Below are 21825 nucleotides of genomic sequence, written 5' to 3' on the forward strand. Positions count from 1 at the left end.
CCCCTCCCCCGCCCGTGGTGCGGCGGGCGGTCTCCGGCGGGTCGGTGGACGGCGACGCCGTTAACAACACGGTCGTCCTGGCCCGGGTGTACGCGGGCGGCCAGGTCGGGACCGTCGAGTCGACGGCGGTCAACGCCATGGCACCGACCCACCTGCGGGTGCCGGCCGGGACGACGGTCACGTTCGTCAACCCGGCGGACAACGTCCACGTACACGGGGCCACGCAGTTCTTCGAGGGCCTGTTCGACGTGCGGCTGAAGCCGGGCGAGTCGTTCCAGTACACCTTCACCGAGCCGGGCGAGTACTTCTTCAACGACTCCTACAGCCCGCGCCCGACCGGCAAGATCGAGGTCATCGGCTGATCACGGCGACGTCGGGTGTCAGCAGCGGGAATCGTTCGAGCACCAGCGGGTCATGGCCGGCGACCACGAGTTCGGGGCCGTCGGCCAGCTCCCTGATGCGGTCGAAGGCGCCGTACATCCCCGTCATGCTGTGCAGGATGGGGAAAGGCCGGTCGCTCTCGATGTTCTCGTAGAAGTGGCCGGCGTCGGAGGCCAGCACCACGCGGCCCCGTGCCGTCTCGACACGGACCACCTGCATGCCCGCCGTGTGCCCGCCGACCAGGTGCACGCTCAGGCCGGGCACCACGAAGACGTCGCCGTCGATCAGGGACACCCGGCCGTCCTTGGCGGCCGTGCGCAGGTAGGCGAGGTCGTGGTCGTTGAGGAGCCAGCGCTCGCGCGAGATGCGCTCGGCCCAGGGGCCGGTCCAATAGTCGAGCTCGGCCTGCTGCACGACATAGCGGGCGCAGGGGAACTGGTGGGCCGTGCCGGTGTGGTCGTAGTGGAGGTGGGTGAGCACCACGTGGTCGACCGACTCCGGGGCAACGCCCAGCTCTGCCAGGGCCTCGACGGGCGAGCGGCGGTAGTCGAGGCCCTCGACGCGCGCCGCCCGCTCCGGCGCGAGGCCGGTGTCGACGACGACCGTGTGCTCGTCCGAGACCGCCAGCCAGACATAGTAGGCGGTCGGGTGCGAGCGGTCCGAGCCGGGCTCGTACCCGTGGAAGTGCTCGCCGCGGCGGGCGTCGCGCTGGGCATAGCGCACCGCGTGGACGCGGAAGACACTCACACCGTCACCCGCTCGGCAGACTTGAGCCCGAGTTGGGCGGTCGGCACGTGGTAGGTTTCCCGCCCTGTCGCGACCGCGGCCACGTTGATCAGGCACACCACCGCGGTGATGATCGAGACGCCGAGCCAGCTGTCCGGTCCCGTGCCCGACACGGCGGTGGCCACCGTGGGCGCGAACCCGGCGATCGCGAAGCCGATCTGGGTGCCGACCGCCATGCCGGACAGCCGGACCCGGGTGGTGAACATCTCCCCGTAGAACGCCGGCCACACCCCGCTGGTGGCGCTGTGCACGATGCCGAACATCACGATGCCGACCACGAAAATCAGGAAATAGTTGCCGACGGAGATCGACCACAGATAGGCGAACATCAGCACCGCGCAGCCCAGCGAGCCGCCGATGAAGATCGGCTTGCGCCCCACGCGGTCCGACAGCCGGCCCCACAGCGGGATCGAGATCACCGCGGCGACGTTGGCCAGCACTCCCACCCACAACATCGGCGTGCGCTCCAGGCCCATCGTGTTGACCGCGTACGACAGGGCGTGCACGGTGAAGATGGTGCTCACCGAGGCGATGACCGCGGCGACGACAACGCGCAGCACGTCCCGCCACTGATCCCGGAAGAGCACCGCCAACGGCATCGTGGCCACGGTGTCGGTGGCGACCTCCCGCTCGAACGCGGGCGTCTCCTCCAGCGTGCGCCGGATGACCAGCCCGACCGCGGCCACCACCACGCTCAGCCAGAACGGCACCCGCCAGCCCCAGCTCAGCAACTGCTCCTCGGGCAGCGCGGCGATCGGCAGGAAGATCGCCGTGGCGATGATCTGGCCGGCCTGGGTGCCATTGAGCGTGAAGCTGGTGTAGTAGGCGCGCCGGTTCTCTGGCGCGTGCTCAAGCGTCATCGAGTTGGCGCCGGCCTGCTCCCCTGAGACCGAGAGGCCCTGCAGGAGGCGCAGCAGCACGAGCAATATCGGCGCCGGCAGGCCGACCTGATCGTAGGTGGGCAGGCAGCCGACCAGGAACGTCGAGCCGCCCATCATCACCAGCGTGGCCACGAGGACCCGCTTGCGGCCGAACTTGTCGCCGATGTGGCCGAGGACGAAGGCGCCCACGGGCCTGGCCAGGTAGCCGACACCGAAGGTGGCCACCGCGAGCAGTGTTCCCGTGGCGGGCGACGTGGAGGGGAAGAAGAGTTTGTTGAAGACCAGGGCGGCCGCAGTGCCGTAGATGAAGAAGTCGTAGTACTCCAGAGCACTACCGATCCAAGCAGCTAGAGCCGCTTTGCGAGGTTTGCCCTGCATGGTCACACTATGCTCCTCACAGTGACATCTGGGGGAATGCCACTCAAGGAAACTAACTCCCTGGTTCGTACGTTACAAGAGCTGTCGCGGCCGGCATGAGCACTCGAATCAGGCGCCCGCGCCTCGCAGATAGGCCACGACCGCGTCGCCCACCATCGCGCGCAACCGGGCGCGGTGCTCGTGCGCGGTCATGTCACGCCCGAACAGCGCGCCGAAGGTGTGCTGGTTGGCCACGCGGAAGAAGCAGAACGAGCTGATCAGCATGTGCACGTCGATGGCGTCGGCCTCGGTGACGAAGTCGCCGCTGGCCGTGCCCGCGTCGAGGATCGCCTCGATGAGGTCGAGCACGGGCGTGCCCAGGTTGGCCAGCGCCTTCGACTTGCGGATGTGCTCGGCCCGGTGGATGTTCTCGATCGCGACCAGCTGGATGAAGTCGCGGTGCAGGTCGTGGTGGTCGAAGGTGAGCTCGGCCAGCGTGCGGATGGCCGCCACCGGGGCGAGGTGCTCCACCTCGATCGCCCGCTCCATCTCGCGGACCTCGGCATATGCCTTCTCCAGAACGGCGATGTAGAGCCGCTCCTTGCTGCCGAAGTAGTAGTAGATCATGCGCTTGGTGGTGCGCATGCGGGCGGCGATCTCGTCCACCCGCGCGCCTGTGTAGCCGTGGCGGGCGAACTCCTGCTGGGCGACCTCGAGGATCTCCGCCTTGGTGCGCTCGGCGTCCCGCTGGCGTTCGGGGGTGGCGGGCTGAGAGGTCACCCGCCCATCCTAGTGACCTGCCGCATGCTGCACCGCGAGCCGGATGGGGGTATTTCCGGCGCCGTAGCCTTGGTAGCCGCCGATCCGCTGGACGATCTCGAAAAAGACCCGACCCACGGTGACGGTGTACAGGTGCAGGAACTCACCGTGCTCATCCCGGTCGTACAGCACGCCGAGGTGACGCAGCTCGGGATCTACCTCATGGCGGGCCTCCAGGTCGTCGTAGTAGTTGCCGGGAACCGGCAAGAGCAGCTCGGGATGCTCTCTTCGCAGCCTGCGCGCGACATGCATGACGTCATCGCAGGCCAGCGCGATATGCTGCCATGGGAGTTGGTCCGTGCCAACATGAGAGATGTTCACCACTACCCGTACCTTCCCATGAGGGCCTGCCATGGCTTTGCTGCGCAGCAGGCCGTACGGGTCGGGCAGCTCCAGGCTTTCCTGCGGACGCAGTCCGAGCACGTTGCGGTAGAACAGCGCCGCCTCGTCGAAGTAGTACAACGGCTGGGTGAGGGCCACGTGGTCGATCCCGGTGACGTGGCCGGGCTCCGGTTCAGAGGGGCGGAAGTCGGTGAGCCAAGCGTCGTCGCAGAAAAAGATGTCGGTGCCGTCCGGCGCGGCCACCGCCTCCAGTTTGACCTCTTCGGAAGCGCGTTCGCGGGGCAGAACCGGCGAGAGCAGCGACTGGGCGTGCTTGGCCGCCTCCGCCGGGTCAGGGCTGTCCAGGCCGATGGCGATGAGTGCGGGGTCGGCTCCGGTGGAGTTGAGCAGCAGCCGTGCACTGCCCTGCTCCCACAGCTCGACAGGTTTCGTGGGATGCGTCCCGGTACGCGCGAAGCCCAGCGCGGTCAGCAGCCCGCCGACTGCTCCCGAGTCAGCCAACTCGGCGAAGGCGAAGCCGACAGGCACAGCCGGATGTGTCACATCGTCCAGATCCTGCTCCAAAGCGATGAGCGAGCGCATACCGTCCAGCGCCGTGCGCTCGGCCGACGCCTGGCGGAAGACGTCATTGAAGACCTCCAGCGACAGCGGCCCGGCGTAGCCCGTACGCCGAACGCCGGCGACGAGGCCGGCCAGGTCGAAGGTGCCCTGCCCGGGGAAGCAGCGGTGGTGGCGGCTCCACTGCAGCACGTCCATGGCGAGCTGCGGAGCGTCGGCCAGCTGCAGGAAGAAGATCTTTTCGCCGGGGATGGCCTCGATGCCGATGGGGTCGGAGCCCCGCGAGAGGATGTGGAAGCTGTCCAGGCACACGCCCAGGTTGGGATGGTCGGCCTGGCGGACGAGGCGCCAGGCGTGCAGGTACTCGTTGACGTGGCGGCCCCAGGCCAGCGCCTCGTACGCGATGCGGATCCCGTGCTCGGCTGCCCGCTCGGCCAGCAGCCGCAATTGCCCGGCGGCCAGTTCGTCGTCGCCGATCGCGGCGGGCGAGACGTTCGAGCAGACCAGCAGCAGATCTGCGCCGAGCCGCTCCATCACCCGGAACTTGTGCTCGGCCCGGCGCAGATTGCGCGCCAGGACGCCGGCGGGCACGCCTTCGAAGTCGCGGAAGGGCTGGTAGAGGTCGATGCTGAGGCCCAAGTCGGTGGCCATGGCCGAGATTTCCTCCGGCTGCAGCGGGCAGGCCAGAAGGTCACTCTCGAAGATCTCCACCCCGTCGAACCCGGCACTTGAGATGGCTGCCAGCTTCTCCGTCAGGGTGCCGCTCACCGACACGGTGGCGATGGACTTGCGCACAACTTTCCCTTCAGACGGCGATGAGATCGGTCAGGTGGGCGAGCATCCGGTCGGTGTCCGGCTCCCGGCCCGTGAACAGCCGGAAGGACTGTACGGCCTGAAAGACGACCATGCCGGCACCGTCCAGCGTCCGGCAGCCCGCGGCCCGTGCGTGCCGCAGGAGCTCGGTTTCCAACGGCCGGTAGACGATGTCGGCCACCCACAGGCCGGGGTGGAGGAGCTCGGCGGGCAGCGGCAGGCCGGGATGGTGCGCCATGCCGGTCGGGGTCGCGTGCACCAGCCCTTCGGCTTTGGCCAACAGCTCCGGCAGTTCGGCCGTAACGGCGTGGCGGGCGCGTTCAGTCCCGAAGCGGGCAGCCAGCTCACCGGTGAGGGCCCGCGCCCGAGCCGGATCGGAGTCGACCACGGTGATCCGGTCGGCGCCCATCGTCAGCAGCGCGTGCGCGACCGCGCTCCCCGCCCCTCCTGCGCCGAGCTGCACCACTTGGTGTGCCGGCGCGTCGGGTAGGCCCCGCGCGAACGACTCGGCGAAACCGGTCCAGTCGGTGTTGTGCCCGACTGCCCGCTCACCGTCGAACACCACGGTGTTGACCGCACCGAGCATGCGAGCGTCGGGGGACAGCTCGTCCAGGTACGGAATGACGGCTTGCTTGCAGGGGTGGGTGACGTTGAGCCCGTCGTAGCCGAAGCGGCGGGCCGTGCGGACCAGTTCGCCCACGTCGCCGCCCAGGCGATCGACGTCGAGCAGCCGGTAGACGTAGTGCACTCCATGGTGTGCGGCCTCCTGCTCATGCAGCGCTGGGCTCAAGGAGGGGCCGATGCCCGAGCCGATCAACCCGACCAGGAACGAATCCATCACTTCTTCCTTTCCAGCATGGCCCTCTTAATGTACGTACTAGTGAGTTAGGTGGCTAGCACGCGTTCCCGGCCCTTGACTTCGAGCCGCCGCTGGCGCAGCTTTATGAACTATCTAGTTCGTTCTCGGGATGGAGCTCCATGCGCCCTCTCCTCCTGGCCTGTGTGTTAACCCTCGCGCTGATCACTGCACCGGCCCTTGCCGCCACCACCCACTCCGACGCTCCCACGGTGACAGGGCCGATCCCCACCGGCGACGGACCTCGAGACCACCCCTTCTTCGCCACCGACCAGGACTTCAAGAAGGCCGGGTACGTCGAGGATGAGTACTTCATCGAGGGCACCGCCAACCGCTACACCACCCCGGACCAGGCCACCGGAACAGTCATCGACACCGATCACGCCTACAAGACCCGCATCATGGTCCGCCGACCGATCTCGCAGAAGAAGTTCAACGGCACCGCGATCGTGGAGTGGTACAACGTGACCGACAACTTCGACTACGAAGTCATCTGGTCCCGCTCTTTCCGCCACATCCTGGATGAGGGATACGTGTGGGTGGGCGTGAGCGCCCAGCGTAACGGCGTCAACACCCCCACCGGCCTCAAGGTGTGGAATCCCGCCCGCTACGGCAGTCTCGACCTGACCGCGGGCGGCATCGTCACCGACGACAGCCTCGCTTACGACGTGTTCAGCCAGGCCGCCAAGGCCCTCACTGACCCGCACGGCGCACGCCCTCTCGGCAACCTCAAGGTCAGGACGCTCATCGCGACCGGCCAGTCCCAGTCGGCCTCACGACTGGCCGTATACGCCAACTCCGTGCATCCACTCGCGCCCGTCTACGACGTGATCGCCATCGTGGACGGCGGTGTTCAAATCCGGCCTGACGTGACGACCAAGGTGTTCAAAACGGCCAGCGAATACGACGTGCTCTCCAACCAGGCCGCCCGCCGCCAGCCCGACACCGACTACTACACCTACTGGGAGATCGCCGGCGCTTCCCACTCCGACCGGCACGCCTACCTCGTCAACAGCCCGATCCGGCTGCGCGACGCCGGTGTCTCCGGCCTTCTGGCCGGGCCCACCGCACCGTGTGTGTCTCCGGCCCGCAGCAACGTCCCCTACGAGTACGTGCTGAACGCGATGTTCGACCACGCCGTCCGCTGGGCACGGGATGACCGGCGACCGCCCTCCGCCCCCAGGGTGGAGGTCACCGACGTCACGACCAGCCCGGCCACCCTCACCAGAGACGCCTATCAGATCGCCCGCGGTGGCATCCCGCTCGCGGCGGTCGACGTCCCGACGGAGCGCAACACCGGCTGGAACCTCGGCCTGACCGAGGCCACAACCAGTGCCTGCCGCCAGGGCGGAACCTGGATTCCGTTCGACGAGACGACCTTGAACGAGCTCTATCCAAGCCACCGCGACTATGTGACCAAGGTCCGCCAGGCCACAGAACGGAACCTGCGAGACGGCTTCATCACCAGACGGGACGCCGAGGCGACAATCCGCGACGCCGAACACTCTTACGTAGGCAGGTAAAAGGTGCCACTGTCCCGGAAGGCAGCGATCGGACCCGATGCCACTTCCCATGCGGGCCAGGGCCTCCTGAGCCGCAACCGCCGACCGGACGGACCGCGATCATGAGCAGGGGCGGGTCGGCCCTGGACCGGCCCCTGACTCTGGGCCCTGTCCGTCTGCGCAACCGATTCGTCTCGGCGCCGATGGAGCGCAATTACTGCGAGATCGACGGGACCGTCACCTGGCGCTACATCGACTACTTGGCCCGCCGGGCTCGCGGCGGCGCCGCCCTGGTGTTCGCCGAGGCCGCCTACGTCCGCGCGGACGGCAGGGGCCGGCTGCGCCAACTGGGCGTCGATGGCGACGAGCGCATCCCTGGCATCACCCGGCTGGCCGCCGCCGTACATGCTGCAGGCGCCCTGCTCGGGGTCGAGCTGAACCACGGCGGCCGAACCGCCCAGAGCGCGGTCAGCGGGCTCCAGCCGGTCGCCCCCTCTCCTGTCCCGTGTCTGCCGGCCGGCGGCGAGATGCCACGGGAACTCGGCACCTCGGAGGTGTACGAGCTGGTCGAGGCCTACGGGGATGGCGCTCGCCGCTGCCGCGAAGCGGACGTGGACGTGATCTCGATCCACGGTGCGCATGGTTACCTCGTGCACCAGTTTCTCTCCCCTGCCTTCAACATGCGCACCGACGAGTTCGCTGCCCCCCTCCGCTTCCTCAACCTGGTCATCGAGGCTGTCCGGAAGCAGGCAGGGCGCGACGTGGCCGTCGGTCTGCGGATTTCGGCGTTTGAGGGCTTCGAGGGTGGCCTGACCGCGGACCGCAGCTTCGAGCTGATCTCGCGCGCTCGGCTGGACCTGCTGGACTTCCTCGACGTCTCGGCCGGATCGTACGAGGCAGGGCAATGGATCATCCAGCCCGGCGAGTGGGAACGGGGCCTGCTCGCCCCGTACGCCGAGCGGTACCGCGCACTGGGGCTACCGGTCGGCGTCGCCGGCCGGATCAGCACCCCGGAGAGCGCCGAGGCCATCGTGGGCGGTGGCCGGGCAGATTTCGTCTCTCTGGCCCGCACGCTCCATGCCGACCCGGACTTCCCGCACCGCGCTCTCACCGGCGAGCACTACCGGCCGTGCATCGCCTGCAACTACTGCATCGATCAGCTCGGCACCGGCGAGCCGATTCCCTGCTCGGTCAACCCCATGGCGGGCCGCGAGTATCTCGGTGCGCCGGACGTCCCCTTGGGACGGGCGTCAGTGCTGGTGATCGGTGCTGGCCCGGCCGGTCTCGAAGCAGCACGGCAGTTGGCCGAACAAGGTCAGCGGGTGCAGGTGATGGAACGCGCCGGACATGTCGGCGGCCAGTTCGCACTCGCCTGCCGCCTTCATGGTTATCCGGAATATCACCGCATCCTGAGGTGGTGCACCGCTGAGTTGGACCGGCTCGGTGTCACCATCCGCACCGGCGTCCCTGTCACCGCGGAGGTGCTGGCACAACACGAGGCGGACGCCATCGTGCTGGCCACCGGCGGCACTGGGCGCCTGCCGGACACCCCGGGCGTCCGTCTGCCCCATGTCTTCGACGTACGCCACTGGCTCGCCGCCGACGAGGACGTCCCCCAAGACTGTACCGTCTGGGGCGCCGACCGCGAGGGCGTCGCCGTAGCCGACCACCTGGCCGCAGCCGGGGCGGAGGTGCTGCTCATCGGCTCTCAGCCGAGCCTCGCCCCCGAGGTCGGCCGCCGCGCCAAGATTCTCATGGTCCCGAGGCTCACTGAAAACCCAAAGGTACGTATCCTCCCGACGTCCACGATCTCGTCCATCGAACCTGATCGCCTGCTCGTCCGCACCGACGGCCACGAAGAATGGCTGTCCGTGTCCGGATCGCTGCTGATTTCTCACGGAGTCGCCCCGCGCGCCGAGCTGCTCGCGGCCTGCGAGGCCCGCCGACCGCCACTCGGCGTCCATGTGATCGGAGACGCGGGAGGCAGCGGCGGCTCGATCCATCAGTGCTTCATAGCAGCGGAGAAGGTGGCTCATACCATCGCTCTGGCATGTGACGCCGCCGAGCATGCCCCCTGATCGCTCTATGCCGCCTCGGTGGGGCCCGCTCGCCGACTGACCCCATCGAGGTGGCGGCGTGCCGCCGTGATCGCAAGCCGGGCGTGCTCCTTGGCGCCTACCTGGGCCACGAGAGTGGCCCGCGGGATCTCCAAGGCGTACGGAAGCCCGGACGGCAGAGCGCCGAGGATGCCGTGCAGGTCAAGGCCGCCCTCGCCGGGGAACAGGCGCTCGAAGCGAGCGGCGTAGATGATTTCCTCCTGGGTGGCGGGTGCCTTGGCCGGCGCATCACAGACGTGGGCGAAGTGGAACCATTCGGGTGGCAGGTCACGAAGTTCGGCCACGCTGGAGCCGGAGCGCGCGAAATGGATCAAATCGACGAGGATTCCCGCGTTGGATTGACCGGCATCCCGCAGGACGCGAACGGCTTCGCTGAGGTCGGGCGTCTGGGTCCACGACGGGAACTCAAGGTCAATGGTGAGGCCGAGCGGCCTGGCCAGCTCGCACAGTCGCGCGAACCGATCGGCTTTGCGGGAGAAGTCCGGATCTGGGAGCTGTGTAATGACATGGCGGGCCCCGAGTTCGGCTCCGGCCTCCAGGAAGCGCAGGTAGTTTGCGGGGTCGTCATTCGCTGCAATCCGGGCCAGCTCCATGTCGAGCACCTCGATTCCCGTGGCCGCGAGGCGGACCTTGGTCGCCCGCATCAGCGCGGGGTCGGTGGCCAGGGGGTGGTGCGGCTCGTGCGATGTGACCCGAGTCATGCGCAGGCCCACATATCGATAGCCCGCGTCAGCAGCGGCGCTCACCAATTCTGGCGGAGAAAGGCTCAGCGCCGTCAGATGTGCCAGCGAGTAATCATGCCGGTCGTCGCCACCGGCCGACGTGGACGTCTCCCTCAGCGTGGCCAGCCGGCGCCTCCGATGCGCGGCCATGCGTACCGCCGCGCTGTTCGAGGATCCGTAGCCGGCGTAGTTGCCGACGCGCTGCACCACTTCGAAGAAGATCCGTGAGCCGAACATCTCGGTGTAGAAGTGAAGATACTCGCCGTCTTGATCACGGTCATAGAGGATGGAGTGCTGTCGCATCGCCGTGAGGAGGTCCTGTGGCAGCGTCAGCCGGGCATCGAGATCGTCGTAGTAGTTGTCGGGGATCCTCAGGAGCGGCGCTCCGAGTGCCCGCATCGCTTTCACACTCTCGATCGCGTCGTCGGTGGTGAAGGCGATGTGCTGAGGGCTCGGCACCCCTGGCGACCAGTAGCCCCGCCGCAATGGTGCTGTGTTGAGGCTGATCCGGACATGATGCGCCGAATCGGTCGCGGCCCGGCTGTGGAGCAGGCCGAACGGTGCGGGCAACGTGGTCGTCTGCGTCGCTTGCAGGCCGAGCACCGAACGATAGAAAAGCGCGGCCTGGTCGAAGTCATCTACCGGCTCGGTGAGTGAAACGTGATCTGTTCCGGTCAGCAGGGCGTCGCTCCCAACCTCGCGGCCGGTGGGGTCGAAATCGTTGAGCCAACTGTCGTTCCCGCCTGTACGGCAGAAGAAAACGGCCGTTCCGTCGGGTGCGGCCACGGATTCAAGGTTGGCCTCCTCTTCTTGCCGGGTGCGCGGTAACACGGGCGCCAGCAGCCGCTCGGCCCGCCGCGCCGAGCCGACCGGGTCCGCGCTCTCCACCGCCAGGGCGCAGATGGTCGCAGTGCCTGCCGGCATGGTCCTTTGCGGTGCGAAGTTCAGCAGAATTCTGGCCATGCCCTGCTGCCACAACTGCACCGGCTTGGAGCGATGCTGCCCCGTATGAGAGAACCCGAGGGCGGTGAGCGCCCGCGCCATGATGGGACCGGAGCTCTCATCCACGGCCAGCTCGGTAAACACGTGACCGTCGAGCTGCGGAGCCGGTGGCAGGCCTGGTAACAAAATGCGATCGCGGACCGCCCCTGAGCCGAGCGTACCGACCGTCTCCTGCAGCGAGAGCAGCGAGCGCATCGCGTCGACGGCGACGTGCCGGGGATCCGCCTGCCGACAGACGTCGTTGAACACTTCGAGAGAGAGGGGACCGTCGTACCCGGTGGCCAGGACATGGCCGACGAAGTCAGCCAGATCGAAAACGCCTTGCCCGGGGAACAGCCGGTGGTGCTCACTGCCCTCCAGGGCGTCCATGTTCAGTCGTGGTGCGTCAGCAAGTTGCAGGTGGAACACCTTCGATCCGGACACTGCCCGGACCGAGGCGGGGTCGTCGTCGCGGGCGAAAACGTGGAAGCTGTCGATGCACAAGCCGAGCGCGGGATGCCCGGCGCGCTGGACGATCCGCCACGCGTGTTCGAGAGTGTTGACGAACCGGCCCCAGGCCAGGCCTTCGTAGGCGATGCGCAGGCCACGTCGCGCGGCCCGGTCGGCGAGCACGTGAAGCTGCTCTGCGGCGAGATCGTCGTCGTCGATGGCGTCCATGGATGTCGTCGAGCCGACCGCCATTGTTTTCGCGCCAAGTCGCTCCAGCACATCGAACTTTCGCTCCGCCCGACGGAGATTAGCCTCGTAGGTCTCGGGCGGTACTGCCTCGAAGTCGTGGAAGGGCTGGTAGAGGTGGATCGACAAACCAAGGTCGGCGCACTCCTGCCGTATCCGGCTCGGTGACCAGCTCGACACGATGAGGTCGCCCTCATAGATCTCGATCCCGTTGAAGCCTGCCGCGGAGGCGGCAGCGAGCTTGTCCTCCAGGGTGCCGGAGAGGCAGACCGTCGCAAGCGCCAGAGGAGGGCTCATGGAGCGGCGGCTTTCAGGGTTTGCCATGCCGTGATCGGCGGTGAGCATTCGATCTCACCCTCCAGTCGCTACGTACGAACTAGATATTTACTTATATGCCTTGTCACCCCTCCGCGAAAGAGGCAACGCGGTTACTACGCTCATAACCCGTCCTGCCGGGTAGCCAGGAGGTGCGGTTCTTTCCAGCTACCTGGCAGGGCGGTTCAGCAGCGAATCGAAGACGGCGGGGTGACTCATACTGCCCTTTCGGAGCCGTACCGCAGAGTCGAGGACGAGGCCGCACCATGGCGGAGATCGTACAGCCGCGCCGGTGGCAGCCCCACCTGGAAAGCCAGCTGGTGGAAGTGGTCACTGACCTGCTGCGGATGCAGCGGCCCGCCGATCTCGTCGGTGAAGACGAAACCGCTGGCCGTCCACGCCTCGCGCGCAGCCAGCCGCTCGGTGGCCTGCCGCTCGCGGTGTGCGCGCAGCGCGCTGACAGTGTCTGATCCAAGGCGATGATGCGGTCGCTGACCTCGGTCTTCGGCCTGCCCTGCACCGGCTCCCTACTCTTCGTTGCAGGCCTCACCTGCGGCTTCCTCGATCCCGTATCGGCTTGGGACTCCCGTTTGTCCTCATGGGCAACCGAGGGGAGACCGGCAGTCACGGACGTCTCCCCCACCGCCGTCGCCCTGGGCACCAGCGCGACGCTCGCTTCGGCCGCTTCCCGCGCCACTTCCGGAAAAACCGTCCGAGCGGCCGAGATAGAGATCGGCCGTGCTGGCGAAGGTCGCGCAAGCGGATCGGCGGCAGGCCCGCAGCGAACGTCAACCGCTCGAAATGCTCGCCGACCCAGTCGGGCGTCAACTCGCGGCCGTCCTCCCGGGTGAAGATCCGTCCGGTGTCCGTCCATGCCGGCCCCCACGACAGCCGCTCCTCGTTCTGCCGTACCTGTGCGCCCGCAAAGGCGACCGTGGCACGGTCCAGCGCGACCACCGCATCGGATGACACCGTCTTCGGCGAACCTTGCCTACACCTCCCGCCCGACATTGATCAGCTGCTTGGCCGTGGCCAGCACACCCTCATCCAGGTGGCCGTCGAGCCAGCGGGCACCACGCCTCACCCCGTCGCAACCCTCGAAACGCGACCAGGTGGTACAGCACGTAGAGCCGATCGCTCGCCGCGTAGTCAAGAAAAGCGCGTCCGCCGCATACCGACCAGGCTTCCTAGCTCCAAGCCCATGAACGTATGGGAGACGCCAAGGAGCGTCACAGGCGAACACGGATGCACCGGCCCTGAGCCAGCCCGTAGTGATGCCGTCAATATTCGGGCTGCGGCCGTATGAATACCGTCAAGAACGACAAACGCCCCAATTTTCGCCGTTTGCTTGATATGTGGCCGCCCGTCAAGGGGCGGTCGTGATCTCACATCGAGCTGAGGAGTGGGGATGGCAGACGTCATCTTCGTCGCCCTGACGATCGCGATCTCCGTGATCTTCGGGCTGGTCGTGAGGGCGGTGGAACGGCTGTGAGCGCCGTCAACACCACCGGTCTCGTCGTGGTCGCCGGTCTCGTGGTCTTCATGGTGGCGGCCCTGTTGTTCCCGGAGCGTTTCTGATGGGTGCGACCCCCGCAGGGATGATCTTCATCGTCTCCCTGATCGCCGCCCTGGCCCTAGTCTGGAAGCCGTTCGGCGACCACATGTACCGCGTCTACTCGACGTCCCGCCACAACCGGGTCGAACGGGTCGTCTACCGGCTGCTCGGCGTGCGCGCCGACATGGAGCAGAGCTGGCCCGTCTACGCGCGCAGCCTGCTGGCCTTCTCAGTGATCTCGATCCTCGTCGTGTACGGCGTCCAGCGCCTGCAGAACAAGCTGCCGCTGAGCCTGGGCATGGAACCGGTCACCGACCACATCGCCTGGAACACCTCGATCAGTTTCGTCACCAACACCAACTGGCAGGCGTACTCGGGCGAGTCCACGATGGGCCACCTGACCCAGATGGCCGCGCTGGCGGTGCAGAACTTCGTCTCGGCCGCGGTCGGCATGGCCGTCGCGGTGGCGCTGGTACGCGGGTTCGCCCGCCGCAGGTCGAGCACGATCGGCAACTTCTGGGTGGACCTGGTCCGCGGCTCGCTGCGCGTCCTGCTGCCGATCGCGTTCGCCGGCGCCTTGGTGCTGGTGGCGGGCGGCCTGGTCCAGAATTTCTCGGATGTCCAGGAGGTGGGCACGCTGACCGGCGGCACGCAGGGGATCACCGGTGGGCCGGTCGCCTCCCAGGAGGTCATCAAGGAGCTGGGCACCAACGGCGGCGGCTTCTACAACGCCAACTCAGCCCACCCCTTCGAGAACCCGACGAGCTGGACCAACTGGTTCGAAATCTTCCTGATCCTGGTGATCCCGTTCTCGCTCACGCGCACGTTCGGCAAGCTGGTCGGCCAGGTACGGCAGGGTTACGCGATCCTCGCGGTGATGGGCGTGCTGGCCCTGGCGAGCGTGCTGCTCACGAACGTCTTCGAGCTGTCCGGCAACGCCACCGTGCCGCAGGCGGCGGGCGCTGCGCTGGAAGGTAAGGAGCTGCGCTTCGGCGTCTCGAACTCGGCGACCTTCGCCGCCTCGACGACCCTCACGAGCACCGGCGCGGTGAACTCCATCCACGACTCCTATACCCCGTTCGGCGGCATGATGACGCTGTTGAACATGATGCTGGGCGAGGTCGCGCCCGGAGGGGTCGGCGCCGGTCTGTACGGCATGCTCATCCTGGCCGTGATCACGGTCTTCGTTGCCGGCCTGATGGTCGGCCGCACCCCCGAGTACCTGGGCAAGAAGATCGGCGCCCGCGAGATCAAGCTGGCCTCGCTGTACTTCCTGGTCACGCCGGTGCTGGTGCTGGTCGGCACCGCGTTCGCGATGGGCTTGGCCGAGCAGCGGGCGAGCATGCTGAACACGGGCCCGCACGGCCTGTCCGAGGTCCTTTACGCCTTCACCAGCGCCTCGAACAACAACGGCTCGGCCTTCGCCGGCCTCACCGTCAACACCCCCTGGTACGACGTAGCGCTCGGCCTGTGCATGCTCTTCGGCCGTTTCCTGCCGATGATCCTGGTGCTGGCGCTGGCCGGGTCGCTGGCCGCGCAGGCGCCGGTCCACGAGGGCGCGGGCACGCTGCCGACGCATCGGCCGCAGTTCGTCGGCCTGGTCATCGGGGTCACCGTCCTCCTGGTCGCTCTCACCTTCCTCCCAGCGCTCGCGCTCGGACCCATCGCAGAAGGACTGTCCTGACATGTCAACTCCCGTACTGGAACGGCCGGCACCGGAGAAGGCGAACGGCCGCGTGGGCGGCCGCCTGCTCGACCCGAGACAGCTGATCGTCTCACTGCCGGACACGCTGAAGAAGCTCAACCCGGTCACCCTGTGGCGCAACCCGGTGATGTTCATCGTGGAGATCGGCGCTGTCTTCACCACCGTGCTCGCCGTCTTCGACCCGTCCTTCTTGGCCTGGGCGATCGTGGTGTGGCTGTGGCTGACCGTGGTCTTCGCCAACCTGGCCGAGGCCATCGCCGAGGGTCGCGGCAAGGCACAGGCCGCCACGCTGCGCAAGGCCAAGACCGACGCCCAGGCCCGTCGGCTGAAGAACCCGGAGGACCCCAGCCAGTGGGACGTCATACGCGCCCCCGAATTGCAGCAGGGCGATCACGTGATCGTCGAGGCCAGCGAGGTCATCCCCGGTGACGGCGACGTGGTCGAGGGCATCGCCAGCGTGGACGAGTCGGCCATCACCGGCGAGTCGGCGCCGGTCATCCGCGAGTCCGGTGGCGACCGCTCCGCCGTGACAGGCGGCACGAAGGTGCTGTCCGACCGGATCATCGTCAAGATCATGCAGAAGCCGGGCGAGAGCTTCATCGACCGTATGATCGCGCTGGTCGAGGGCGCGAACCGGCAGAAGACGCCGAACGAGATCGCGCTCAACATCCTGCTCGCCGCGCTGACGATCGTCTTCCTTGTCGCCACCGTCACCATGCAGCCCCTCGCCATCTATTCCAAGGCCGTCAACCCCGGCGTCCCCGACTCCCTCGCCCTCGACCGCAACGGCGTCACCGGCGTCGTGCTGGTGTCCCTGCTGGTCTGCCTGATCCCGACCACGATCGGCGCGCTGCTGTCGGCCATCGGCATCGCCGGCATGGATCGCCTCGTGCAGCGCAACGTCCTGGCGATGTCCGGACGCGCCGTGGAGGCGGCCGGTGATGTGTCCACACTGCTGCTGGACAAGACGGGCACCATCACCCTCGGCAACCGGCAGGCCGACGAATTCGTCCCGATGGACGGGGTCAGCGAGGCGGACCTGGCAGAGGCGGCGCAGTTGTCCAGCCTGGCCGACGAGACTCCCGAGGGCCGCTCGATCGTGGTGTTCGCCAAGCAGCGCTACGGCCTGCGCGAGCGCCGACCGGGCGAGCTGGCACACGCTGAATGGGTGCCGTTCACCGCCCGGACCCGCATGTCCGGGGTCAACCTTGCGCCGGACTCGGGTGCGTCAGACCTGGACGGCCATGCGGTGCGCAAGGGCGCCGCGACCGCGGTGATGAAGTGGGTACACGATGCCGGAGGCCACACGAGCGACGAGGTGGGTCACCTGGTGAACCGCATCTCCGCCTCCGGTGGAACCCCGCTGGTGGTCGCGGAGAAGGGCCGCGTGCTCGGCGTGATCCACCTCAAGGACGTCGTCAAGAAGGGAATGCGGGAACGTTTCGCCGAGATGCGCCGCATGGGCATCCGCACCGTCATGATCACCGGCGACAACCCACTGACCGCCAAGGCCATCGCCGACGAGGCCGGCGTGGACGACTTCCTGGCCGAGGCCACCCCCGAGGACAAGCTCGCCCTGATCAAAAGGGAGCAGGAGGGCGGCCGCCTGGTCGCGATGACCGGCGACGGCACCAACGACGCCCCAGCCCTGGCCCAGTCCGACGTCGGCGTCGCCATGAACACCGGCACCTCGGCCGCCAAGGAGGCCGGAAACATGGTCGACCTCGACTCCAACCCGACCAAGCTCATCGAGATCGTCGAGATCGGCAAGCAGTTGCTGATCACGCGCGGCGCGCTGACCACGTTCTCGATCGCCAACGACATCGCGAAATACTTCGCGATCATCCCGGCCATGTTCGCCGCGGTCTACCCGGGCCTGGACGCGCTCAACGTCATGCGCCTGTCCAGCCCCCAGTCCGCGATCCTGTCCGCGGTCATCTTCAACGCGCTGGTCATCATCGCGCTGGTCCCGCTCGCTCTGCGCGGCGTCCGTTACCGGCCTTCCAACGCGTCCAAGCTGCTCAGCCGCAACCTGTACGTCTACGGCCTCGGCGGCGTCGTCGCGCCCTTCATCGGCATCAAGCTCATCGACCTTCTGATCCAGTTGCTTCCGGGGATGTCATAAATGGAACGTCTGCCAAGCTGGGTTCGCCAGCACGTGACCGCGCTCAGAGCGGTTGCCGTCCTGACCGTGCTGCTCGGCATCGTCTACCCGCTGGTCACCACCGGCGTCGCCCAGGCTTTGTTCAACGACCACGCCAATGGCTCGATCATCGAGAAGGAGGGCAAGTCCGTGGGCAGCGCGCTCATCGGCCAGTCCTTCACCGACGCCGACGGCGACCCGATCCGCAGGTATTTCCAGTCCCGCCCGTCGGCGGCCGGCGACGGCTACGACCCTACCTCCACCAGCGCCAGCAACCTGGGTCCAGAGGACATCGTGGACACCCTGCCGGTGCCGGGCGCCAAGGACGAGGAGGGCGACCTGGATGAGGGCAAGCAGTCGCTGCTCACCAAGGTCTGTACCCGCTCCAAGGCGGTCGGCGAGTTGGAAGGCGTCAGCGGCGCCCGCCCGTACTGCACCCCGGACGGGGTCGGCGCGGTGCTCAAGGTGTTCCCCGACCGTGCCGTGAGCGTCAACCAGGCCTGCCCGGCCACCCCGTTCGTGACCGCGTACCAGGGCCTGAAGGTGGAGTGCGCCAGGCCAGGCGAGGACTACGCGGCCGGAAAGACCGTGCCGGTCAGAGGTGACGCGGGAACGCCGGCCGTGCCATCCGACGCGGTCACGGCGAGCGCCTCCGGCCTCGACCCGCACATCTCCGTGGCCTACGCCGGGTTGCAGGCGCCTCGCGTGGCCACGGAACGCGGCCTCGACCGGACCAGGGTCGAGCAGCTCATCAAGGAGCACACCGTCGGTCGGGCGCTCGGCTTCATGGGCGAGCCGGCGGTGAACGTGCTCGAACTCAACCTCGCACTCGACCGCTCATGAAAAGGGGTCGCCTGCGGGTCTACCTTGGGGCGGCACCCGGGGTGGGCAAGACGTACGCGATGCTCGGCGAGGCCCGCCGGGCCTGTGAGCGCGGCCGGGACGTGGTCGTGGGGTTCGTCGAGACCCACGGCCGCTCCCGCACCGCCGCCCTGTTGGAGGGCCTGGAGGTGATCCCCCGCAAGACGCTGGCCTACCGCGGGGCCACCTTCACCGAGTTGGACGTGGACGCCGTCATCGCCCGCGCGCCGAAGGCGGCGCTGATCGACGAGTTGGCCCACACCAACGTGCCCGGCTCGAAGAACGTCAAGCGCTGGCAGGACATCGACGACATCCTCGACGCCGGTATCGACGTCGTCTCCACGGTGAACATCCAGCACCTGGAGTCGGTCAACGACGTCGTGCGGGAGATCACCGGCATGCCGCAGCGCGAGACCGTTCCCGACGAGGTGGTGCGGCGAGCCGACCAGATCGAGTTGGTCGACATGTCCCCTGAGGCGCTGCGCCGCCGCCTGGCGCACGGCAACGTCTACGCCCCGGAGAAGGTGGACGCCGCGATGTCCAACTACTTCAGGGTGGGTAATCTGACCGCGCTGCGCGAACTTGCCCTGCTCTGGGCCGCCGGCAAGGTCGACGAGCAGCTCGACCGTTACCGCGCCGACCACGGCATCGACAGCACCTGGGAGGCGCGCGAGCGCGTGGTGGTGGCGCTTACCGGCGGCCCGGAAGGCGACACGCTGGTACGCCGGGCCGCCCGCATCGCCGCCCGCACGAAGGGTGCCGACCTGCTGGCCGTCCACGTCACCAGCGCCGACGGGCTGGACGGCGGCGACCCGGCTAACCTGGCCCGCCAGCGCGCCCTGGTCGAAAGCATGGGCGGCACCTACCACCAGGTCGTCGGCGACGACATCCCGCGGGCCCTGCTCGACTTCGCCGGTGGCGTCAACGCCACCCAGCTCGTACTGGGAGCGTCGAGAAGGAGGCGCTTCGCCCAGATCTTCTCCCGTGGCGTCGGGGTCGAGACCACGGCCCGGTCCGGCCCCATCGATGTCCACCTGGTCACCCACGAGGAGGCCAAAAAGGGCCGCCGCCACCCCGAGCGCTCCCGGGCCGCGCTCACCAGGAAGCGCAGGCTGGCCGGCTGGGCGGTCACGGTGGCGGGCCTGCCACTGCTGACCGCCGCGCTCGCCCCGCTTCGCGACGTGCTCTCGCTGCCCACCGAGATCCTGCTGTTCCTGAGCCTGGTCATCGGAGTCGCGCTCATCGGCGGAACGTGGCCGGCGATCACTGCGGCGGTCGGCGGCTTCCTCCTGCTCAACCGGTTCTTCACTCCTCCCCTGTACACCTGGACCATTGAGGACCCAGAGAACCTTCTCGCCCTGGTGGTGTTCGTCCTGATGGCGACCGCGGTCAGCGCGATCGTCGACCTGGCCGCCCGGCGTGCCCGGGAGATGGCCCGCGCCCGAGCCGACGCCGCGACGCTGTCCACCCTGGCGGGGCACGTACTGCGCGGCGAGGCGGCGCTGTCCTCCTTGCTCGGACGACTGCGCGAGACATTCGCCCTGGACTCGGTCACCCTGCTCGAACGCGTCGGCGAGCCCACGCCGGACGACCGATTCGAAGCCCGCGCCTGGCGCATCATCGCCACCTCCGGCTCCACACCCTGCACCACCCCCGCCGCGGCCGACAGCGACGTGACCATCAGTGACCAACTGGTACTCGCCGCGCGGGGACGGCTGCTGGATGCCAGCGACCGGCGGGTGCTGGAGGCGTTCGCCGCCGAGGCGGCCGTCGCGCTGCGCCAGGAACGCCTGCAACGGGAGGCGAAACAGGCCGAGCCGCTGGCCGAGGCCGACCGGATGCGCACCGCGCTGCTGGCGGCCGTCAGCCATGACCTGCGCACCCCGCTGTCGGCGGCCAAGGCCGCTGTCGAGAGCCTGCGCAGCCACGACGTCGACTGGACTCCGGAGGACCGCGAGGAGCTGCTGGCCACCGCCGACGAGTCCCTGGCCAGGCTGGACCGGCTGGTGGAGAACCTGCTCGACATGAGCCGCCTGCAGGCCGGCGCGCTCGGGCTCTCCCTCCAGCCGCTCGCCCCGGAGGAGGTCGTCCCCCACGCCATCGACGACCTCGGGCCGCTGCGCGACCGGGTCGAGGACGACGTCCCCGTCGACCTGCCCGAGATCGTCGCCGACCCGGCTCTGCTCGAACGAGTGCTGGTCAACCTGATGAGCAACGCCGTCCGCTACAGCCCGCCCGCGCAGCAGGTCATCGTCACCGCCAGCTGGCACGACGACCAGGTGGAGATCCGCGTCATCGACCGCGGCCCCGGCATCCCGCCTGAGGCGTACGAGCGGGTCTTCCTGCCGTTTCAGCGGCTCGGCGACCGCGACAACGGCACCGGCGTCGGCCTCGGCCTCGCGCTGTCACGTGGGCTGATCGAGGCCATGGGCGGTGCCCTCATTCCCGAAGAGACACCAGGAGGCGGACTCACGATGATCATCAGAATGCCGATCGACTCCGGGCGGTGACTCTCCATGACCAAGATCCTCGTCGTCGACGACGAGCCGCAGATCCTGCGCGCACTGCGCATCAACCTGGCCGCCCGCCACTATGAGGTGGCGGTCGCCGCCGACGGCGGCTCCGGCTTGCGTGAAGCCGCCGAATGGCATCCCGATCTCGTCGTCCTCGACCTCGGGCTGCCCGACATGGACGGCATCGACGTCATCCACGGCCTGCGCGGCTGGACCAAGGTCCCCATCGTCGTCCTGTCGGGTCGGGCCGGCAGCGCCGACAAGATCGAAGCCCTGGACGCGGGAGCCGACGACTACGTCACCAAGCCGTTCGGTATCGACGAGTTCCTCGCCCGCATCCGCGCCGTCGCCCGCCGAGCCACCGTCCACGAGGCCGAACTGGCCAGCATCGAGATCGGCGACCACACCGTGGACCTGACCCGCAAGACCGTCTCACCAGGCATACGGCTCACCCCCACGGAATGGCACATCCTGGAAATCCTGCTCCGCAACCCCGGAAAGCTCATCCCCCAGCGCTACCTGCTGACCGAGGTGTGGGGCAGCAAACACGTCAAGGAGACCCACTACCTGCGCCAGTACATGGCCCAGCTCCGTAAGAAACTCGAACGCGACCCCTCCCATCCCAGGCACCTGATCACCGAACCCGGCATGGGCTACCGCTACACCCCATGACACCTCCGCGCCGGACTTCTCCTCGCCACGGCGAGCCGCGGCGCTGGGTGGTCTGGGGCGAGAACCGAGCCACGACGATCGAGGGTCTCGACCGCCGTGCCTCCGTCTTCCGTACCCGGCAAGGCCTGCCCATGACCACCCCGTTCGCTCTGGCTCTACGACAGGACCGGCTACGCGCCCCGCGGTTCCCTGACCCAGAAAAGCGCCCGCTGCCCGGCCCACGAGGACCGGCACCCGTCGCTCTCCGTCG

At 68.1% G+C, this 21825-nt stretch carries 16 protein-coding genes; 10 read left to right on the plus strand and 6 right to left on the minus strand.

The window, feature by feature from the left end:
• Positions 1-362, plus strand: a 362-nt coding sequence (locus GUY59_RS32995; protein WP_201761634.1) for a cupredoxin domain-containing protein, incomplete at its 5' end; no start/stop codon positions are given.
• Here the strand turns inward: GUY59_RS32995 and GUY59_RS33000 are convergent.
• The 5 genes from GUY59_RS33000 to GUY59_RS33020 all read right to left on the minus strand — a co-directional run bounded on the left by GUY59_RS33000 (position 352) and on the right by GUY59_RS33020 (position 5775).
• Positions 352-1128, minus strand: coding sequence for an N-acyl homoserine lactonase family protein (locus tag GUY59_RS33000; protein ID WP_138204663.1), 777 nt, complete (start codon positions 1126-1128; stop codon positions 352-354). The genes GUY59_RS32995 and GUY59_RS33000 overlap by 11 nt on opposite strands.
• Positions 1125-2426, minus strand: coding sequence for an MFS transporter (locus tag GUY59_RS33005; protein ID WP_138204665.1), 1302 nt, complete (start codon positions 2424-2426; stop codon positions 1125-1127). Before GUY59_RS33005 ends, GUY59_RS33000 begins: the two co-directional genes overlap by 4 nt.
• Before the next feature lie 108 nt (positions 2427-2534).
• Positions 2535-3185, minus strand: coding sequence for a TetR/AcrR family transcriptional regulator (locus GUY59_RS50955; protein ID WP_138204667.1), 651 nt, complete (start codon positions 3183-3185; stop codon positions 2535-2537).
• Positions 3186-3194: 9 nt separating this feature from the next.
• Positions 3195-4919 carry a bifunctional sugar phosphate isomerase/epimerase/4-hydroxyphenylpyruvate dioxygenase family protein gene (locus GUY59_RS33015; protein ID WP_138204669.1) on the minus strand — a complete coding sequence of 575 codons (1725 nt, stop codon included), beginning with the start codon at positions 4917-4919 and terminating at the stop codon, positions 3195-3197.
• A gap of 10 nt (positions 4920-4929) precedes the next feature.
• A complete protein-coding gene (locus GUY59_RS33020) occupies positions 4930-5775 on the minus strand; it encodes a shikimate dehydrogenase (RefSeq protein WP_138204671.1) in 846 nt (281 codons plus the stop codon).
• Between the two features lie 140 nt (positions 5776-5915).
• Between GUY59_RS33020 and GUY59_RS33025 the strand changes: the two genes are divergently transcribed.
• Both GUY59_RS33025 and GUY59_RS33030 read left to right on the plus strand, forming a co-directional pair.
• Positions 5916-7316 carry an alpha/beta hydrolase domain-containing protein gene (locus GUY59_RS33025; protein ID WP_138204673.1) on the plus strand — a complete coding sequence of 467 codons (1401 nt, stop codon included), beginning with the start codon at positions 5916-5918 and terminating at the stop codon, positions 7314-7316.
• Between the two features lie 101 nt (positions 7317-7417).
• The gene (locus GUY59_RS33030; protein WP_138204675.1) at positions 7418-9373 is read left to right on the plus strand and encodes an oxidoreductase; all 1956 of its coding nucleotides are present in this window, start codon (positions 7418-7420) and stop codon (positions 9371-9373) included.
• 5 nt (positions 9374-9378) lie between these two features.
• On the opposite strand, the gene GUY59_RS33035 is transcribed toward GUY59_RS33030, so the two are convergent.
• Positions 9379-12156 (minus strand): TIM barrel protein, encoded by a 2778-nt coding sequence (locus tag GUY59_RS33035; protein WP_138204677.1) that lies wholly within the window; start codon positions 12154-12156, stop codon positions 9379-9381.
• A 236-nt stretch (positions 12157-12392) separates the two neighbouring features.
• Between GUY59_RS33035 and GUY59_RS33040 the strand changes: the two genes are divergently transcribed.
• The 7 genes from GUY59_RS33040 (at position 12393) to GUY59_RS33070 (ending at position 21575) form a co-directional block, all read left to right on the plus strand.
• A complete protein-coding gene (locus tag GUY59_RS33040; protein WP_138204679.1) occupies positions 12393-12596 on the plus strand; it encodes a hypothetical protein in 204 nt (67 codons plus the stop codon).
• Positions 12597-13614: 1018 nt separating this feature from the next.
• Positions 13615-13704, plus strand: coding sequence for a K(+)-transporting ATPase subunit F (kdpF, locus tag GUY59_RS50205; RefSeq protein WP_132336297.1), 90 nt, complete (start codon positions 13615-13617; stop codon positions 13702-13704).
• Between the two features lie 20 nt (positions 13705-13724).
• The gene (kdpA, locus tag GUY59_RS33050) at positions 13725-15365 is read left to right on the plus strand and encodes a potassium-transporting ATPase subunit KdpA (protein ID WP_236667737.1); all 1641 of its coding nucleotides are present in this window, start codon (positions 13725-13727) and stop codon (positions 15363-15365) included.
• 1 nt (position 15366) lies between these two features.
• Positions 15367-17511 (plus strand): potassium-transporting ATPase subunit KdpB, encoded by a 2145-nt coding sequence (gene kdpB, locus GUY59_RS33055; protein WP_138204683.1) that lies wholly within the window; start codon positions 15367-15369, stop codon positions 17509-17511.
• Positions 17512-18372, plus strand: a complete 861-nt coding sequence (locus tag GUY59_RS33060; protein WP_138204685.1) for a potassium-transporting ATPase subunit C — start codon at positions 17512-17514, stop codon at positions 18370-18372.
• Entirely contained in the window at positions 18369-20900 is a 2532-nt protein-coding gene (locus GUY59_RS33065) for a sensor histidine kinase (RefSeq protein WP_138204687.1), read from the plus strand. Before GUY59_RS33060 ends, GUY59_RS33065 begins: the two co-directional genes overlap by 4 nt.
• Positions 20901-20906: 6 nt before the next feature.
• A complete protein-coding gene (locus GUY59_RS33070; RefSeq protein ID WP_138204689.1) occupies positions 20907-21575 on the plus strand; it encodes a response regulator in 669 nt (222 codons plus the stop codon).
• Positions 21576-21825 lie beyond the last annotated feature (250 nt).

Origin of the sequence: Nonomuraea sp. K271 (assembly GCF_009908215.1) — a bacterium.
GTDB classification, from domain to species: Bacteria; Actinomycetota; Actinomycetes; order Streptosporangiales; family Streptosporangiaceae; genus Nonomuraea; species Nonomuraea longispora.

Excerpts from the sequence above, each read along its gene's own strand:
- GUY59_RS33035 (WP_138204677.1), bottom strand. The coding sequence starts at position 12,156 with ATGCTCACCGCCGATCACGGCATGGCAAACCCTGAAAGCCGCCGCTCC.
- GUY59_RS33065 (WP_138204687.1), top strand. The coding sequence starts at position 18,369 with ATGAAAAGGGGTCGCCTGCGGGTCTACCTTGGGGCGGCACCCGGGGTG.
- GUY59_RS33025 (WP_138204673.1), top strand. The coding sequence starts at position 5,916 with ATGCGCCCTCTCCTCCTGGCCTGTGTGTTAACCCTCGCGCTGATCACT.
- GUY59_RS33060 (WP_138204685.1), top strand. The coding sequence starts at position 17,512 with ATGGAACGTCTGCCAAGCTGGGTTCGCCAGCACGTGACCGCGCTCAGA.
- GUY59_RS33070 (WP_138204689.1), top strand. The coding sequence starts at position 20,907 with ATGACCAAGATCCTCGTCGTCGACGACGAGCCGCAGATCCTGCGCGCA.
- GUY59_RS33040 (WP_138204679.1), top strand. The coding sequence starts at position 12,393 with ATGGCGGAGATCGTACAGCCGCGCCGGTGGCAGCCCCACCTGGAAAGC.
- GUY59_RS33005 (WP_138204665.1), bottom strand. The coding sequence starts at position 2,426 with ATGCAGGGCAAACCTCGCAAAGCGGCTCTAGCTGCTTGGATCGGTAGT.
- GUY59_RS33030 (WP_138204675.1), top strand. The coding sequence starts at position 7,418 with ATGAGCAGGGGCGGGTCGGCCCTGGACCGGCCCCTGACTCTGGGCCCT.
- kdpA (WP_236667737.1), top strand. The coding sequence starts at position 13,725 with ATGATCTTCATCGTCTCCCTGATCGCCGCCCTGGCCCTAGTCTGGAAG.
- GUY59_RS33020 (WP_138204671.1), bottom strand. The coding sequence starts at position 5,775 with ATGGATTCGTTCCTGGTCGGGTTGATCGGCTCGGGCATCGGCCCCTCC.
- kdpB (WP_138204683.1), top strand. The coding sequence starts at position 15,367 with ATGTCAACTCCCGTACTGGAACGGCCGGCACCGGAGAAGGCGAACGGC.